The sequence below is a fragment of the Arsenicicoccus sp. UBA2120 genome (assembly GCF_002330965.1).
In the GTDB taxonomy this organism is placed as follows: Bacteria; Actinomycetota; Actinomycetes; order Actinomycetales; family Dermatophilaceae; genus Arsenicicoccus; species Arsenicicoccus bolidensis.
Genome location: NZ_DCYC01000062.1, coordinates 1 through 14,396 on the forward strand (window position 1 = coordinate 1; position 14,396 = coordinate 14,396).

Genomic DNA, 14,396 nt, shown 5'->3' on the forward strand with positions numbered 1-14,396 from the left:
ATGACGTTGAATGTCCATCTACCAAAGGAACCTCAAACGAGGTTTAAAACTTGGCATCGAATTTCGGCACGCTGTTGAGTTCTCAAACATCGGACGCTCACGTCGTGGTCTCGAACTTTTCGTTCGTTCCTGCGTCGTGGCAACCATTCAAACTTACTCTTTCGTGCTTCCCGCGTCAAGTCCGGCGTCGCAGCTCCCGTTGGGAACGTGCTTCGTCCTGACTGTCTGCGCCAAGCAACCCGACTAGGTTACTCGTTCGTGGCCACCTCGTCAACTCCGCGTGATCCGCATCCCCCGGGGGGGTGAGTCCCGCTTCGCGCTCCGTGGCCGGGGCACGAGCGGAAACATTACACAGGCGTCCGGGTGGTGCCAAATCGGGCGTTCGAGCCCCTGAGTACGATCACGTCGACGGGGCGTTGCCTCCCCCGGGTGCGTGGTTCGAGGGTCATGCGCGTCCCCCTCGTCCGGCATCGCCGACCACTTCCCGGGAGGGACGGACCATGGCACGGATGGCACGGGACGCGGGCACCTGGCCCGACGAGCAGCAGGAGCCGGCGGGGGCTGGGCGATCCCGGGCGGTGCCGTGGGTAGCGACGGCGACGGGGGTCGTGCTCATGATCCTGGCGCCCCGCTACGGCCCCCATCGCGACGAGCTCTACTTCGTCGTGGCGGGCCACCACCCGCAGCGGGGCTACCCGGACCAGCCGCCGCTGACCCCGCTGCTGGCCACCGTGGGTGGTGGTGGTGGTGGTGGTGGTGGTCGGGCCGGGGGCGCCCTCCGTCGGGCACCTGCTCTCGACGTCCACGCTCGACCTGGCCGTGTGGGTGGGGGTGACCCGCCTCGCGGTCGCTGCCTTGGGCTCGGGAGACCGACGGTGGTGGCTGGCCGCAGGCCTGCTGCTCGGGGTGGGGCTGGAGAACAAGACGCTGCCGGCGTTCCTCGCCCTCGGCCTGGTCGTCGGGCTCGCGGGGTCACCGCGGTTCCGGGGGCACCTCGCGAGTCCGTGGCTCTGGGCGGCCGCCCTGGTCGCCGTCGCGCTGTGGGCCCCGAACCTCCATTGGCAGGCCACCCACGGCTGGCCCCAGCTCGAGCTCGGTGCCGACATCCGGGCTGAGGACGGCGGTCTCTTGGGGGCCGTGACGCTCGTCGGCTTCCAGCTCCTGCTGCTCGGGCCGATCGGCGGCTACCTGGCGGTGCGCGGCCTCGGCGTCGGCCTGCGCAACCGGACGGGCCTGGTCGCGCCCGTCGCGACGGCATACGTCGTGGTGCTCGCGGTGCTGCTCGCCACCGGCGGGAAGCATGACTGCACCCGCGGCCTGCTGGTGACCCTGGCCGCAGCAGGCGCAGCACGCTGGAGCCCGGCGCTCCCGACGCCGGCGCCCGGGCGGCCCCGGTCCTCACGGTTCGTCTGGATCGCGGCGATCGCCGGACTGGTGCCGTTGCCGTCCGCCCTGCCCGTGCTACCGGCACCCTTCTATGCCGCGACCCCGTGGGCCGCGATCAACGACGACCAGCTCAGCACCATCGGCTGGCCCACCGTGGTCGCCCAGGTGCAAGACGTCGTCGACCAGCAGCCGGCCGGTGTCGTCGTGCTGAGCCAGAACTACGGGGAGGCGGGTGCGTCGAGCTGGTTCACGGGGAAGCCCGCGTGGAGCGGGCACAACGGCTACGCCGACTGGAACCCCCACCCGAGAGCTCCGGCCCCGTCGTGCTCCTCGGCGACAGGGAGCCCGACCCCGACCTGTGGGACGGGTGCCGGCTCGCGGCCACCCTGGACCCCGGCGTGGACAACGAGGACTCCGGTGCGCGGGTGTGGGTCTGCGCCGGCCCGGTCGGCTCCTGGTCGCGAGTCTGGCCCAGGCAGCGGCACCTGTCCGCGTGAGGAGAGGGCTCGGAACCCGACGCGGGTGCCCTCGTCGTTCGCACGTCCATGACGTGGTGAGGCCGCGGACCTGGCGAGCCTGAGTGCCTGCCGGCGGGAGAGCCGCGGAGCGATGACCGCCCAGACATGCTTCTGGCCCGGGATTCGGATCGAATCCCGGGCCAGGTTGGTAGCGGGGGCAGGATTTGAACCTGCGACCTCCGGGTTATGAGCCCGGCGAGCTACCGAGCTGCTCCACCCCGCGTCGGTGACTTCAGGTTACGCGACGGTGGACGGGAGGTGCAAATCGGCGACCAGCCGCGCTTCCGTCACCCTTCCTGGCCCGGTCAGGGACTCGTCGGGGTCGGCGTCGAGGTGGGCGTCGCCGACGGGGTGGCGGACGGCGACGCCGGCACCACGGTGGTCTGTCCCGGACGCTGGGCCTTGAGAGCCGCGTCCACCGCCGCCCGCACCCGCTTCTGTGCCTCGCCGTACGCCGTGAAGTCGCCCTTGGCCAGCGCCTCGTCGGCCGCCTTCATCGCCTCCTGCGCTGCGGTGAGCTGCTTGGCCACCTCCGCGTTGCCCTGGTTGCCTTGAGGGGTGCCTGGGCTCTGGCCCGGGGTCGGGGTGCTCGGAGCGGTCGGGGCCGCCGGGCCCGACGTGCCCTGGTCGCCGGCCGTGGCTCCCGAGTTGCCGCCGAAGAGTCCGTCGAGCGCGCCGTCCAGCGTGTCCGACCAGGCGAGCTTGTCGCCGAACGAGGCGACGATCGCCTTGGACTGGGGGTACGCGGACGTGCCGGACGAGGCCTGCACGTAGATCGGCTGGACGTAGAGCACTCCCCCGCCCACGGGCAGGGTCAGCAGGTTGCCCATCGAGACCTTGGACCCACCCTGCGAGTTGTTGTTGAGGAACTGGCTCAGCGTCAGCGCGAACCGAGGCGACGAGTCGTTGGAGGAGAAGATGTTGTTGGCGACCTGCCCCGGCCCCTGCACCTGGGTGTCCCGTGGCAGCTCGAGCAGCCTCAACGTGCCATAGCCATCCTTGCGCTGACCGTCCTTGCCCCCGGCATCGGCGTCGGCCGAGAGGAAGGCGGACAGCACCGAGCGCTTCTCCGGGGTGTAGGTGGTGGTCAGCGAGAAGGTCGGGGCCGCCTGGCCTGGCACGGCCAGCGAGAGGTAGTACGGAGGCTGGCTGGGCGCCCCGGTCGTCCGGTCGCTCGGGTCGGTCGGGACCTTCCAGAAGTCCTGCCCGCCGAAGAAGCTGTTGGCGTCGGTCACGTGGTACTTGCCGAGCATCGATCGCTGGACCTTGAACATGTCTTCGGGGTAGCGCAGGTGCTGCATCAGCTCCCCCTTGATCGCCGACATGGGCTCGACGGTCCCGGGGAAGGCCTTGGTCCAGGCCTTCAGCAGCGGGTCCTGGTCGTCCCACGCATAGAGGTGCACGGTGCCGTCGTAGGCGTCGACCGTGGCCTTGACCGAGTTGCGCATGTAGTTGACGCGCGCCGGCGCCAGGGCGGCAACGTTCGCGGACCGGGCCGTGAGGGCGTCGGAGGTCGCGTCCTCGATCTCGGTCAGCTGCGAGTAGGGGTAGTTGGCGCTCGTCGTGTAGCCGTCGACGATCCACTGGACCCGTCCGTCGACCACCGCGGGGTAGGGATCACCGTCCAGCGTCAGCCACGGGGCGACCCTGCCGATCCGCTCGCGCGGCTTGCGGATGTCGAGCAGGCGCGACTCCGGGTTGACGGCGCTGGACAGCAGGATGTTGGGCTCGCGATAGGCGATGGCATAGGCGAGGCGACGGGGGAAGGACCCGATCTGGACGCCACCCGCCCCCCGGTAGGTCGTGTTGCGCTGGCCGCCGGCGCTGCCGTCGGGGTGGTCGAGCTCCGCGTCGCCGCTGCCCTCCGGGGCACCGACGATGGAGTAGGTCGGGGACTCCTCCCCGAAGTAGATGCGGGGCTCGTAGGTGCCGAGCTTGCCGGTCGAGGGGATGTTCTGCTCGAAGAAGACCGGCTGACCGTCCGGTCCGCGCCGGTTGCCGTAGGCCGCGACGAGGCCGTAGCCGTGCGTGTAGACCGTGTGGTCGTTGACCCAGTTGCGCCACGAGCGGTCGAGGTCGTCGAGCCGCAGCTCGCGGGCGCCCACCACGGCGTCCACCAACTTGCCCTCGAGGCGGTAGCGGTCGACGTCGAGGCTGGCGGGGAAGGAGTAGAAGGCCTTGACCGCCTGGATGGCCTCGAAGGTCTGCCCCACGATCGCGGGGTCGACGATCCGGATGCCCGGGATGGTGTCGGCGTCGCCGCGCAGCTGACCGCTCGAGACCGTGGTCTCCGCCTTGTAGGGCGTCTTGACCACCTTGTCGAGCCCGAAGGCCGACCTGGTGGCCTCGATGTTGCGCTGGATGTAGGGCTGCTCCAGGGTGCGCTCGCTCGGCTTGACCTTGAGGCTCTGCACGAGCATGGGATAGATGGTCCCGATCACCAGCGCGCACACGGCGAGCAGGCTCACGCCCACCACCGGCAGCCGCCACGACCCGGTCCAGATCGAAGCCAGGAAGAAGAGCGCGCACAGGACGGCCGCGACCGCGAGGATCGAACGACCGGGGAGGACCGCGTGGGCGCCGGTGTAGGTGATGCCGGTGATGCGCCCGGAGTCGGCCACCGCCAGGTCGTAGCGCCCGAACCAGTAGCTGAGCCCCTGCACCAGCGCCACCGCCGCGAACAGGCAGGAGAGGTGGACGACCGCCGCCTTGGTGGAGCGCCCGCTCATGCCCGGTGGGCGCAGTCCGCCATACAGGTAGTGGGTCAGGGCGGCCACGATGGCGGCGAGGACCAGGCCCATGAGGGCGAAGTCAAGCAGGAAGCTCACCCATGGGAGGGTGAAGACGAAGAACCCGATGTCCATCCCGAACTCGGGGTCCTGCTTGCCGAAGGGGACCCGGTGCAGCCACAGCAGGAAGGTCTGCCACTGGCTGGCCAGCGCGGTGCCGCTGAAGACCCCGAGCACGCCCGGCACGACCCAGACGGCCAGCCGGCGCAGGGGGTCCAGCATCGCGCGGTAGCGGTCGAGGGCGACCTGCTCGTCCGTGACGGGGGCGTAGACGGGGCGCAGCCGGTGGCCGATGAGGATGCTCGAGCAGGCCAGGGCGCCGACGACCAGCGCGCCGGTCACGAACAGCCCGGCCTTGGTGAGCAGCTCGGTGGTGAAGACGCGGCTGAAGCGGACGCTGTCGAACCACAGCACCTGCGTCCACACGCTCGCCAGCGCACCCAGCGCCAGCGCGGCCACCGCGACGATCGTCAGCAGCGGGCCGAGCCACCCACGCCCGGCTCTCCCCCGGCCCGGTCGGCGACGGGCACGTGCCGCGCCACCTGCGCCTCCGGGATCGGCCGGACCCGACGCGGGGCGCCCCTCGTCACTCACTGCGTCGTCCTCCTGCACGTTCGGGCCGCCGGGCCGCGACTGCCGCCCGTGGTGCTCGCGGCCCAACCTACCCCGGCTCGCTGGACGTCGGCGGGAGACGTCACCCTGATGTGGCTCCGGACGCTCGCCGATGTCTCGCGGGCCCCGTCAAGGCCTCGGCAGGCGGCTATAGGCTGACCGGCTGTCTGGAGTCCCCGGCTAGGGGTTCCTGCCGCCCTCAGGCAGCATGGACCCGTGACCTCGACTCCTCAGCTCGTCCCCACGCCCCTCATCACGTGCGCCGTCGACACCGAGCAGCACGTGGCCCGCTCCGGCTGGGACCAGCCCACGCGGCTGTTCGCCCTCGTCCGCACCGCCGAGCTGCTGGCTGCCGAGCCCCAGCTCGGCGCCAGGCTCGAGGGCGAGGACCCCGCGGGCCTGACGGCCATCGAGCAGGAGGAGCTGCCCGACGCGTCAGGTCTGGAGGACCTGCTGGCCGGCATCGTGTGGCCCGCCGAGGTCGCGGGCACCGCCATCAGCGTCGAGCGGATCGTCGTGCCTCCGGAGGCCGAGGCGGACCTGCCCGAGGACCCGGAGGCCGCCCTCGAGCGCCTCGCGTCCCACCCGGCGCGCCAGGACGTGCGGCTGCTCGTGGCCGTGGACCGCTCCGGCCAGCAGGTGACGCTCCTGCGTCAGCGCGCCCACGACAGCGACGACGCCGTCGCGATGGGTCCGGACATCGCCCCGGGCCTCGTCGAGGCGTTGCGGGCCACCCTCAGCGAGGCCTGACGGTCGACCGGGTCTGACACGAGCGCATCGGGTCAGCCGCAACCCTGCAGGCCCGCGCCCTTGCCGGCCGCGATGGCCCGCACGTCCGCCAGCGCGTCGTCGAAGTCGTCGACGCGCACGACCCGCAGCCCGTCCGGCACGTGGCCGACGACCTCGCCGCAGTTGCCGGCCGGCGCGAGGAACCACTGGATCCCGGCCGCGCGGGCACCGGCGAGCTTCTGCTGGATCCCCCCGATCGGCCCGACCCGCCCGTCGGGCGACAGGGTGCCCGTGCCAGCGATGCGCTGGCCCGCCGTCAGCTCGCCGGGCGTCAGGCGGTCGTGGATGCCGAGGGCGAACATCATCCCGGCGGAGGGTCCACCCACGTCGCCGGCGTCGATGGTGACCTTGACGGGAAAGGTGTAGTCGACCTTGAGCCCGACCCCGATCACCTTGCGTCCCTGCTGCTCACGCACGGGCAGGGACACCTGACGGCGGGCTCCGTCGCGCACGACGGTGACCGGCACGGACTGACCGGCGGCGTAGGACTGGATCGCCGACCGCAGCCCCGCGCTGCCGGTCACCGGGGTGGACCCGACCTGCACGAAGCGGTCTCCGGGCTCGAGCCGCCCGATGGCCGGGGACCCGGTCGGGAGCACCCCCACCGAGACGGTCTCGGGCACCGTGAGCCCCAGCGCGCGCTCGGCCACGACCACCGCGTCCTCCTGGGAGTGGGTCATCTCGGCGGCGTTCTCGCGCTTGATCTCCTCGTTGGTCGCGCCCTGGGGGAACACCTGCTCCTCGGGCACGACCGAGCGAGCCTGCGAGACGGACGCGGCCAGCAGGTCGTATGCCGTGACCGTGGCACCCGGGCCACCCCGCACCGAGACGGTGGTGAAGCTGAGGACGCCCGACGCGGGGTGGTCCTGGGCCTTGGGCACCGAGATGAGCGGTCGGCCGTCGCGGGTCGCGCCCAGGGTGTTGGTGACGGGGCCGGGACCCATCACGACATACGGCAGCGGGATGAAGGCGAGGGCGACCAGCACCAGGCACAGGAGGCCCAGGACTGCGGCGAGGACGCGACGGCGCCGCCGGCGGGGAGCGGGGATCCCCGGGGCGGGGAAGGCCCCCGTCACGGCAGCCCCACCCACTCCTCGGTCCCGTCGGAGAAGGCCTGGTGCTTCCAGATCGGGACGGTCGACTTGAGCGTGTCGATGAGGTGCCGGCAGGCGTCGAAGGCCTCCCCCCGGTGCGAGGCGCTCACCGCGCAGACGACGGCCAGGTCGCCGATCTCGAGGTGGCCGACACGGTGCACCGCCGCGGCGGCGAGGACGCCCGGGAGCTGTTGGGTGCCGGCCACGACCTCGGCCAGGCGGTCGAGGGCGGTGGGGTGGCCCGAGTAGTCGAGGCTGGTGACGCCCTTGTCGCTGTCGTGGTCCCGGACGATGCCGATGAACGGCACGATCGCCCCGGCCCGCGGATCGCTCACCGCCGCCAGGACCTCGTCGACGGACAGCGGCGCGTCACGCACGGCGACGAGCCGGGCGCTGGGGACTGGCTGGCTCACGGGGGCCCTTCCGTCGAGGGGGACGTCTGCGGGAGAGGCTAGTCTCCATCACCGACAGGGTGGTGCACCTCGACGCCGTCGTCCCTGGACGCACGTGACGGAACGCCCCGCTCCCTCCTAGCGTTGAGGCTGCAGTACCACCCGATCCGTCGACCGGAGGAGCACGTCGTGACCGTCCCACCCACCAACGGACCCGGGTCCGGACCGCACGACCCCGACGATGCCGCCGCCCTGGCCCGCATGCTCGGCGAGATGATGGGTGACCCCTCTCTCGCGGACAACCCCCAGGTGCGCGACGCCCTCCGTCAGCTCGGCATGGAGCAGCTCGACCCCACCCAGCTGGCGATGGTGCGCCAGCAGGTCCAGGCGATGTTCTCCGGTCCGGCCCCCGAGGGTGCCGTCGACGGGGCGGTCGCGCTCGACCTCGCGCGCAAGCGCGTCGCCCAGGGCGGCGACGCCGTCGTGGGGGACGCCGACCGTCGCTCCCACGCCGACGCCATCCGCGTGGCCCAGCTGTGGCTCGACCAGGCCACGGCCTTCGAGGCGGCCAACGCGCCGGACGCCGTGTGGAGCCGGGCCGAGTGGGTCCAGGCGACGATGCCCACCTGGATCGAGCTGGTCACCCCGGTCGCGGACGGCGTCACGGCCGCGATGACGGGGGCGATGCGGGGGCAGCTCGAGGAGCTCGCCGAGCACGGCGGGCTGGAGCAGCTCTCGGGCATGCCGGGCATGCCACAGCTCCCCCAGGGGATGGACACCACGGCGATGATGGCGCAGATGGGCCCGATGATGCACCGCATGGGTGCGGCGATGTTCGCCGCCCAGACGGCCGAGGCGGTCGGTGGCCTCAGCGAGGACGTGGTGTCCGGCACCGAGGTGGGACTCCCCCTCGTGCCGGGTCACGCCGTGGCCCTGCTCCCCTCCGGGGTTCGCGCCCTCTCCGAGGGCCTCGAGGTCGACCCCGCCGAGGTGCGCCTCTACCTCGCGGCCCGCGAGGCGGCCCGGTCCCGGTTGTTCACCGCCGCCCCGTGGCTGACCGCGTCCCTGACCTCTGCCGTGCAGGCCTACGCCCGTGACATCTCGATCGACGTCGAGGGCATCTCCGCCCGCATGTCCACGGTCGACCCGAGCGACCCCGCCGCCCTGCAGGAGGCACTGGGCTCGACGCTGTTCACCCCGGAACCCTCAGACGCCCAGCGTCGCGCCCTGGCCTCGCTCGAGACGCTGCTCGCCCTCGTCGAGGGATGGGTCGACGTCGTCGCCGACCGAGCCACGCGACCGCACCTGCCGGAGGCGGCCGCCCTCGGCGAGACCGTGCGGCGACGCCGGGCGACCGGCGGCCCGGCCGAGAAGGCCTTCGCCCAGCTCGTGGGGCTCGAGCTGCGTCCCCGCCGGCTGCGCGACGCCGCCAACCTGTTCGCAGCCCTCGAGGACGCCGGCGGGCAGGAGCTGCGCGACAGCGTCTGGGCGCACCCCGACGTGGCGCCGACCGGCGACGACCTGGACGACGTCCTCGGCTACGTCCAGCGCGTGCGCTCCGGGCAGGGCGACGACCTGGACGCCGAGCTCGACCGACTGCTGTCGGAGGGGCGCGAGGACCGTCCCGGAGGCGGCCCCACCGACGGCCCGGCGTGACGGACCCCGCGCGACCGGGCAACCTCGCGAGCCTCCGGGCGGACGCCATACGACTGCTGGCAGAGCTGGCTCCGGTCGACGCGAGGGAGGAGTCGCTGCGCGAGGACTTCCTGGTGCACCTCGACCGTCACCCCGACGCGTGGTGGAAGCACGGGCCAGCCGCCCACCTCACGGCGAGCGTCCTGGTGCTGTCCGAGGACCGGCGCCAGGTGCTGCTCACGCACCATCGCAAGGCCCGCACGTGGTTCCAGCTCGGTGGTCATGCCGAGCCCGGCGACGCGGACGTGGCGGCGGCCGCCCAGCGCGAGGGCCGCGAGGAGTCGGGCATCCCGGACCTGCAGGTGACGCCGGTCCTGGTCGACCTGGACCGGCACGCGCTGGGTGAGGGGTTCACGGTGTGCCGCGAGCACCTGGACCTGAGGTTCGTCGCCGTCGTCCGCGAGGTCGAGCCCGTCGTCAGCGCGGAGTCCCTCGACGTCGCCTGGTGGCCCGTGGACGCGCTGCCGCACCCGCACGGCGAGGAGCTGCCCCGTCTGATCGAGCGGGCCGGCCTCCGCGCGCCCTGAGACGGGTCATCCGTCGACGCAGTCCCCCGTGTCCCCCGGATCCCCGGGCGGGGTGTCATCGCGTGCGCCGTGCGCAACTCCCTCGAGGAAGCCCTTGGCGCGCTCCAGCTTGGGATAGCTCCGCAGCAGGCGCCAGAACTCCGGCCCGTGCCCGGGCTGCAGCAGGTGCGCCAGCTCGTGCAGGACGACGTAGTCCTGGACCCACCGGGGCAGCGCGGCCACCCGGTCGGAGATCCGGATGGTGCCGTCCGCGGGGGTGCACGACCCCCACCGCCGGTGCTGGTTGGACACCCAGGAGATGCTCGCGGGCCTGGCCAGGCCACCGAGGTAGGACTGGGACAGCTCCCACGCCCGCTCGGCCAGCCGGCCGTCGCTCGGGCGCACCCGGTGCTCGCGCGCCTCGATGCGGCCGACCATCTGGTCGATCCACTCCTGCTCCTGGCGGCGGGAGTGCCCGGCGGGGATGAGCACGACGATGCGATCGCCCTCGCGGTAGGCGCTGACGGTGCGGCGTCGACGGGTGCTCCGGCGCACCTCGACCTCACTCATGGCGGCACCCTAGCGGCGCTCGGGCGTGGCCCGGGGCAAGCGCGCCGTGCTCAGCGGCCGGTGAAGGTGGGCGGTCGCCGCTCGGTCGCCGCCCGGACGCCCTCCTGCAGGTCCGCCGTCGCCATCGTGGTGGCCTGTGCGAGGGCCTCCCACTCCAGCGCCGCGGCCGGACCGTCGTGGCCGCCGTCCCGCAGCGCGGCCAGGGTCAGCCTCGTGGCCACCGGCGCCGCGGCGGCGACGCGGTCGGCGGCGTCCAGGGCCAGCCGGAGCACCTCGTCCGCCGGGGCGGCCGCGGACGCCAGTCCCAGGCCCACCGCCTCGTGGCCCAGGACCACCCGCCCCGTCAGGAGCATGTCGGCCGCGAGCGCCGGCCCCGCGACCGATGGCAGCGACCACGTGGTCGCCATACCGGGGTGCAGTCCGAGCCCGGTGAAGGGCACGGCGAGCCTGGCCTCCTCGGCGACGTAGCGCACGTCGCAGGCCAGGGCGAGAGCCAGTCCGGCGCCGATCGCGTGGCCGTTGACGGCCGCCACGACCGGCACCTCCAGCCTCGTCATCGACAGCCAACGACGGTAGAAGGTGCGCATCCTGGCCCGGAGGTCGCTGACCGACGCGTCCGGCTCGGCCATCAGCCAGGACAGGTTGCCCCCCGAGGTGAACGCCGTGCCCGCACCCGTCACCACGACACACGCCAGCTGCGTGTCGTCCCCGAGCAACGAGGCGAGACGCGCCCACGAGGTCGTCATCTCCTCGCTCATGGCGTTGCGCTGCTCCGGCAGGTCCAGGGTGACCACGGCCGTATGACGCTCGCCCTGCACCCGGCGGGTCACCGCCAGGTGCTCGAAATCCTGCTCCCACCAAAGGCTTTCACGATCCATGGCCATCCTCGTCGACGTCGCTGCGCTGGCGCCGGGCCGTCCCGGCCGCACGCGTGGCTCGAGCCTAGCCACGGATCGCGACCGGCGGCGCGGGCGGCAGGGGCAGCCTGGGCGCCCTGAGCACGACTGCGTGCTCGCGAGGTGACGCGGCGTAATCCCCGGAACCAGCTCTCATGTGCTCTATGGTGACCGAAGTCCGATTGCCGCACCCGCGGCACGAACGACAAGGAGAGACGACATGGCCGACACCTACAAGGGTGAGTTCTACTGCGTCAAGTGCAAGGCCAAGCGTGAGGCCGAGGGCAACATCGTGGAGACCAACGGTCGCCGCATGGCCAAGGGCAAGTGCCCCGAGTGCGGCACCAACCTCAACCGCATCCTCGGCAAGGCCTGAGCACCACCTGCCGTCCGAGAGGCGGTGTCGGCACCTGTGCCGGCACCGCCTCTCGGCATCTCCGAGCGGGACCGTCCCGCTCATGGTTATCCACAGAAGTACTTTTGCTGTCGTTTGCCTGAGTTTGCGTGTGGCACGCTCGATCCATCACGCATCCCGTAGGAGACGACCCATGACCCGTTGCGAACGCCCCACCCTCCGCCCCGGCCTCCGCCTGCTCGACCGTGGCGGTGACGAGCTCCAGCTCGGGGCGCACCACCCCACCGCGATGGTGCTGGCCGGTCTCAGCGCCGCCGATCGTGAGGTCGTCATGGCGCTCGACGGCACCCGCTCCCGGGCAGACCTGCAGCTCGTCTACGTCCGCCACGGGGAGGACGACAGCCGCCTCGGCGACCTGCTGGACCTGCTGACCGCCCACGGCCTGCTCGACCCCCGGTCACCCGGCGGCGGCCGCCCCCGGGACGTGCTGCGACTGCCGGCACCGGGAGTGGACTCGTCCTCGGACGCGTCGGACCTGGCTCGCGTCCCGGTGCTCGTCGCCGGGATCGGCGACCTCGCGGAGCAGGTCGCGAGCGCCCTGCGACGACAGCACCCTCGCCTCCACGTGCAGGACGAGCTCGCCCCGACCCACCTGCCGTCTCCCTCTGCCGGCACCGCCGCCAGGGACTCGCGCCGGCCGCCCGCCCTGGCGGTGCTGGTGGCGGACGGTGCGATCGACCCCGTCGTCGCTCGGCAGTGGGCACCGTGGGCGATGGTCCTGCCGGTCGTCGTGGCGGACGGCTCGGTGACCGTCGGGCCGCTGTGGGGCGGGCTCGCCGACCCCTGCCCCCTGTGCCTGGACCGCTACCGCACCGACCGGGATCCCGCCTGGCCGCGCCTGCTGGCCCAGCTCACGACGCGGCGTCTGGACGGCCTCCCCCGGCCCGCGCGCACCGACCCCACCACCACGGCGCTGGCCGTGGGCGCGGCGGCCGCCCATGCTCGGGACGCGGTCACCAGGCGTCGCCTCCCGGTGGGGTTCACCACCGAGGTCCACGACGCAGACCCCGTCCCGCGCCAGCGCACCTGGTCGGTCCACCCGCGATGCCTCACCCACCTACCCGCCCAGGTCTCCCTCGCGGGGTGACAATCAAGGGGTGAACGACATCCCTCGACGGTCTGCCCACCGCACGGCCCGCCTGGCCGCCCTCCCGCTGACCTACGCCGGCCGCACCGCGGTGGGACTCGGCCGCCGTCTCGGCGGGGCGCCGGCCGAGGCCGTCGCGGCCCAGGTCGCCGCCCGCACCGCTGACCAGCTCTTCTCGGTCCTCGGCCAGCTCAAGGGCGGGGCGATGAAGGTCGGGCAGGCGATGTCCATCTTCGAGGCGGCGCTGCCCGAGGAGGTCGCGGCGCACTACCGAGGCGCCCTGACGGCGCTCCAGGACGCCGCCCCCTCGATGCCTGCGGAGACCGTCCACCGCGTCCTGGCGAGCGAGCTGGGCGACGACTGGCGGTCCCGCTTCCACGAGCTCGACGACGTCCCCGTGGCGTCCGCCTCCATCGGGCAGGTGCACCGCGGCCGGTGGGCCGACGGCCGCACGGTGGCGGTCAAGGTGCAGTACCCCGGGGCGGGCGACGCCCTGCTGTCGGACCTGCGTCAGCTCGCCCGCGTCGCGCGCGTGACCGGCGCGCTGCGGACCGGCATCGACATGAAGGCCGTGACCGACGAGCTGCAGGCCCGGATGAGCGAGGAGCTGGACTACACGCTGGAGGCGGCCGCGCAGCGCCAGTTCGCGGATGCCTTCGCCGGGAGCGAGTTCTTCGCCATACCAAGGGTGCTCGAGGCGACGCCTCGGGTCGTCGTGATGGACTGGCTGGAGGGGACACCCCTGTCCGCCGTGATCCGCGAGGGGTCTGCCGAGCAGCGGGACCAGGCCGCCACGCTCTACCTGGACTTCCTGCTGGCCGGGCCGGACCACGTGGGCCTGCTCCACGCCGACCCGCACCCGGGGAACTTCCGCATCACCGAGGACGGCCGTCTCGGGGTCCTCGACTTCGGGGCCGTCAACCGCCTTCCCGGTGGGATGCCCAGCGCCGTCGGACGTCTCCTCGGTCTCGCGCTGAGTGGCGACGACACCGGCCCCGCCGTGCTGGACGGGCTTCGCGAGGAGGGGTGGGTCCACCCCGGTGCCGACCTCGCCCCGGACCTGCTGCTGGAGTTCCTCGACCCCTTCCTCGAGCCGGCACGCCACGAGCGCTACACGTTCAGCCGCGCGTGGCTCCGGGGATGCTTCGCCCACGTCAGCGAGCCCCGCTGGCAGTCGGTCATCGCCGTCCTCGACCTACCTCCGGACTACCTCCTCATCCATCGTGTGTGGGCCGGAGGCATCGGCGTGCTGTGCCAGATCGGTGGCGAGGTGGAGGCGCGAGCCATCCTGACCCACTGGCTGGACGACCTGACCCTGCACCCGCCGTCGGAGTAGCCCCGCGCCTCCGGCTCGGTCTCTCTCCCCTGGCCGGGAGGGACTACGCGCGACCTACCACCACGCGGAGTCGAGCTTGCCCTCGATCGAGCGGGCGTGCTGCCGGCTGCACCGCTCGCAGGCCCACACCGTCCGACCCCGCTCGGTGCCGAACGTCCACCGCACCCTGGCCTCGGCCAGGTCCGCTCCCGCCACCTGCCACCCGCAGCTGCCGCACGTCATCGTGCCGTCGTCATCCCTGCCGCCGTCGTCCACCCCGAGATCGTATGCCGCCTCCGCCCCTCCCTCACGGATAGAGCCCCGTTGAGTGG

At 72.7% G+C, this 14,396-nt stretch carries 13 protein-coding genes and 1 tRNA gene; 7 read left to right on the top strand and 7 right to left on the bottom strand.

Features of this window, described 5'->3' with window-relative positions; genetic code table 11:
* Positions 1-741: 741 nt before the first annotated feature.
* Positions 742-1,935, top strand: coding sequence for a glycosyltransferase family 39 protein (locus B2P18_RS08860; RefSeq protein ID WP_286958151.1), 1,194 nt, complete (start codon positions 742-744; stop codon positions 1,933-1,935).
* Between the two features lie 115 nt (positions 1,936-2,050).
* Here the strand turns inward: B2P18_RS08860 and B2P18_RS08865 are convergent.
* Together B2P18_RS08865 and B2P18_RS08870 are read right to left on the bottom strand one after the other, a co-directional pair.
* Positions 2,051-2,127: transfer RNA gene (locus tag B2P18_RS08865), tRNA-Met, on the bottom strand.
* A gap of 82 nt (positions 2,128-2,209) precedes the next feature.
* The gene (locus B2P18_RS08870; RefSeq protein ID WP_286958152.1) at positions 2,210-5,305 is read right to left on the bottom strand and encodes a UPF0182 family protein; all 3,096 of its coding nucleotides are present in this window, start codon (positions 5,303-5,305) and stop codon (positions 2,210-2,212) included.
* A gap of 216 nt (positions 5,306-5,521) precedes the next feature.
* On the opposite strand from B2P18_RS08870, the gene B2P18_RS08875 reads away from it, so the two are divergent.
* Positions 5,522-6,055 (top strand): PPA1309 family protein, encoded by a 534-nt coding sequence (locus B2P18_RS08875; RefSeq protein WP_029210395.1) that lies wholly within the window; start codon positions 5,522-5,524, stop codon positions 6,053-6,055.
* Between the two features lie 32 nt (positions 6,056-6,087).
* Here B2P18_RS08875 and B2P18_RS08880 read toward each other — a convergent pair whose 3' ends face one another.
* Both B2P18_RS08880 and B2P18_RS08885 read right to left on the bottom strand, forming a co-directional pair.
* Positions 6,088-7,170, bottom strand: coding sequence for a YlbL family protein (locus B2P18_RS08880; protein WP_019287518.1), 1,083 nt, complete (start codon positions 7,168-7,170; stop codon positions 6,088-6,090).
* Positions 7,167-7,601 (bottom strand): molybdenum cofactor biosynthesis protein MoaE, encoded by a 435-nt coding sequence (locus B2P18_RS08885; RefSeq protein WP_029210393.1) that lies wholly within the window; start codon positions 7,599-7,601, stop codon positions 7,167-7,169. Before B2P18_RS08885 ends, B2P18_RS08880 begins: the two co-directional genes overlap by 4 nt.
* Positions 7,602-7,769: 168 nt before the next feature.
* On the opposite strand from B2P18_RS08885, the gene B2P18_RS08890 reads away from it, so the two are divergent.
* Entirely contained in the window at positions 7,770-9,236 is a 1,467-nt protein-coding gene (locus B2P18_RS08890) for a zinc-dependent metalloprotease (protein WP_029210392.1), read from the top strand.
* Positions 9,233-9,802, top strand: a complete 570-nt coding sequence (locus B2P18_RS08895; RefSeq protein WP_029210391.1) for an NUDIX hydrolase — start codon at positions 9,233-9,235, stop codon at positions 9,800-9,802. The genes B2P18_RS08890 and B2P18_RS08895 overlap by 4 nt, the downstream gene beginning before the upstream one ends.
* Positions 9,803-9,808: 6 nt before the next feature.
* Here B2P18_RS08895 and B2P18_RS08900 read toward each other — a convergent pair whose 3' ends face one another.
* Complete coding sequence (locus B2P18_RS08900; RefSeq protein WP_019287523.1) at positions 9,809-10,351, bottom strand: M48 family metallopeptidase; 543 nt, start codon at positions 10,349-10,351, stop codon at positions 9,809-9,811.
* A 50-nt stretch (positions 10,352-10,401) separates the two neighbouring features.
* Positions 10,402-11,229, bottom strand: coding sequence for an enoyl-CoA hydratase/isomerase family protein (locus B2P18_RS08905; RefSeq protein ID WP_084412411.1), 828 nt, complete (start codon positions 11,227-11,229; stop codon positions 10,402-10,404).
* Positions 11,230-11,467: 238 nt separating this feature from the next.
* Here B2P18_RS08905 and B2P18_RS08910 point away from each other — a divergent pair, with 238 nt between their 5' ends.
* The 3 genes from B2P18_RS08910 to B2P18_RS08920 all read left to right on the top strand — a co-directional run bounded on the left by B2P18_RS08910 (position 11,468) and on the right by B2P18_RS08920 (position 14,085).
* Complete coding sequence (locus tag B2P18_RS08910; RefSeq protein WP_019287526.1) at positions 11,468-11,623, top strand: DUF5679 domain-containing protein; 156 nt, start codon at positions 11,468-11,470, stop codon at positions 11,621-11,623.
* Between the two features lie 172 nt (positions 11,624-11,795).
* Entirely contained in the window at positions 11,796-12,749 is a 954-nt protein-coding gene (locus B2P18_RS08915) for a hypothetical protein (RefSeq protein ID WP_029210389.1), read from the top strand.
* A 10-nt stretch (positions 12,750-12,759) separates the two neighbouring features.
* On the top strand, positions 12,760-14,085 hold the full coding sequence (locus B2P18_RS08920) for an ABC1 kinase family protein (protein WP_286958153.1): 1,326 nt from the start codon (positions 12,760-12,762) through the stop codon (positions 14,083-14,085).
* A 54-nt stretch (positions 14,086-14,139) separates the two neighbouring features.
* On the opposite strand, the gene B2P18_RS08925 is transcribed toward B2P18_RS08920, so the two are convergent.
* Positions 14,140-14,396 (bottom strand): hypothetical protein (locus B2P18_RS08925; protein ID WP_286958154.1); only part of this gene is annotated, 257 nt, incomplete at its 5' end.

What these genes read in the sequence shown, in the direction of transcription:
- B2P18_RS08910 (WP_019287526.1), top strand. Translation starts at nt 11,468, where the DNA reads ATGGCCGACACCTACAAGGGTGAGTTCTACTGCGTCAAGTGCAAGGCC.
- B2P18_RS08900 (WP_019287523.1), bottom strand. Translation starts at nt 10,351, where the DNA reads ATGAGTGAGGTCGAGGTGCGCCGGAGCACCCGTCGACGCCGCACCGTC.
- B2P18_RS08905 (WP_084412411.1), bottom strand. Translation starts at nt 11,229, where the DNA reads ATGGATCGTGAAAGCCTTTGGTGGGAGCAGGATTTCGAGCACCTGGCG.
- B2P18_RS08915 (WP_029210389.1), top strand. Translation starts at nt 11,796, where the DNA reads ATGACCCGTTGCGAACGCCCCACCCTCCGCCCCGGCCTCCGCCTGCTC.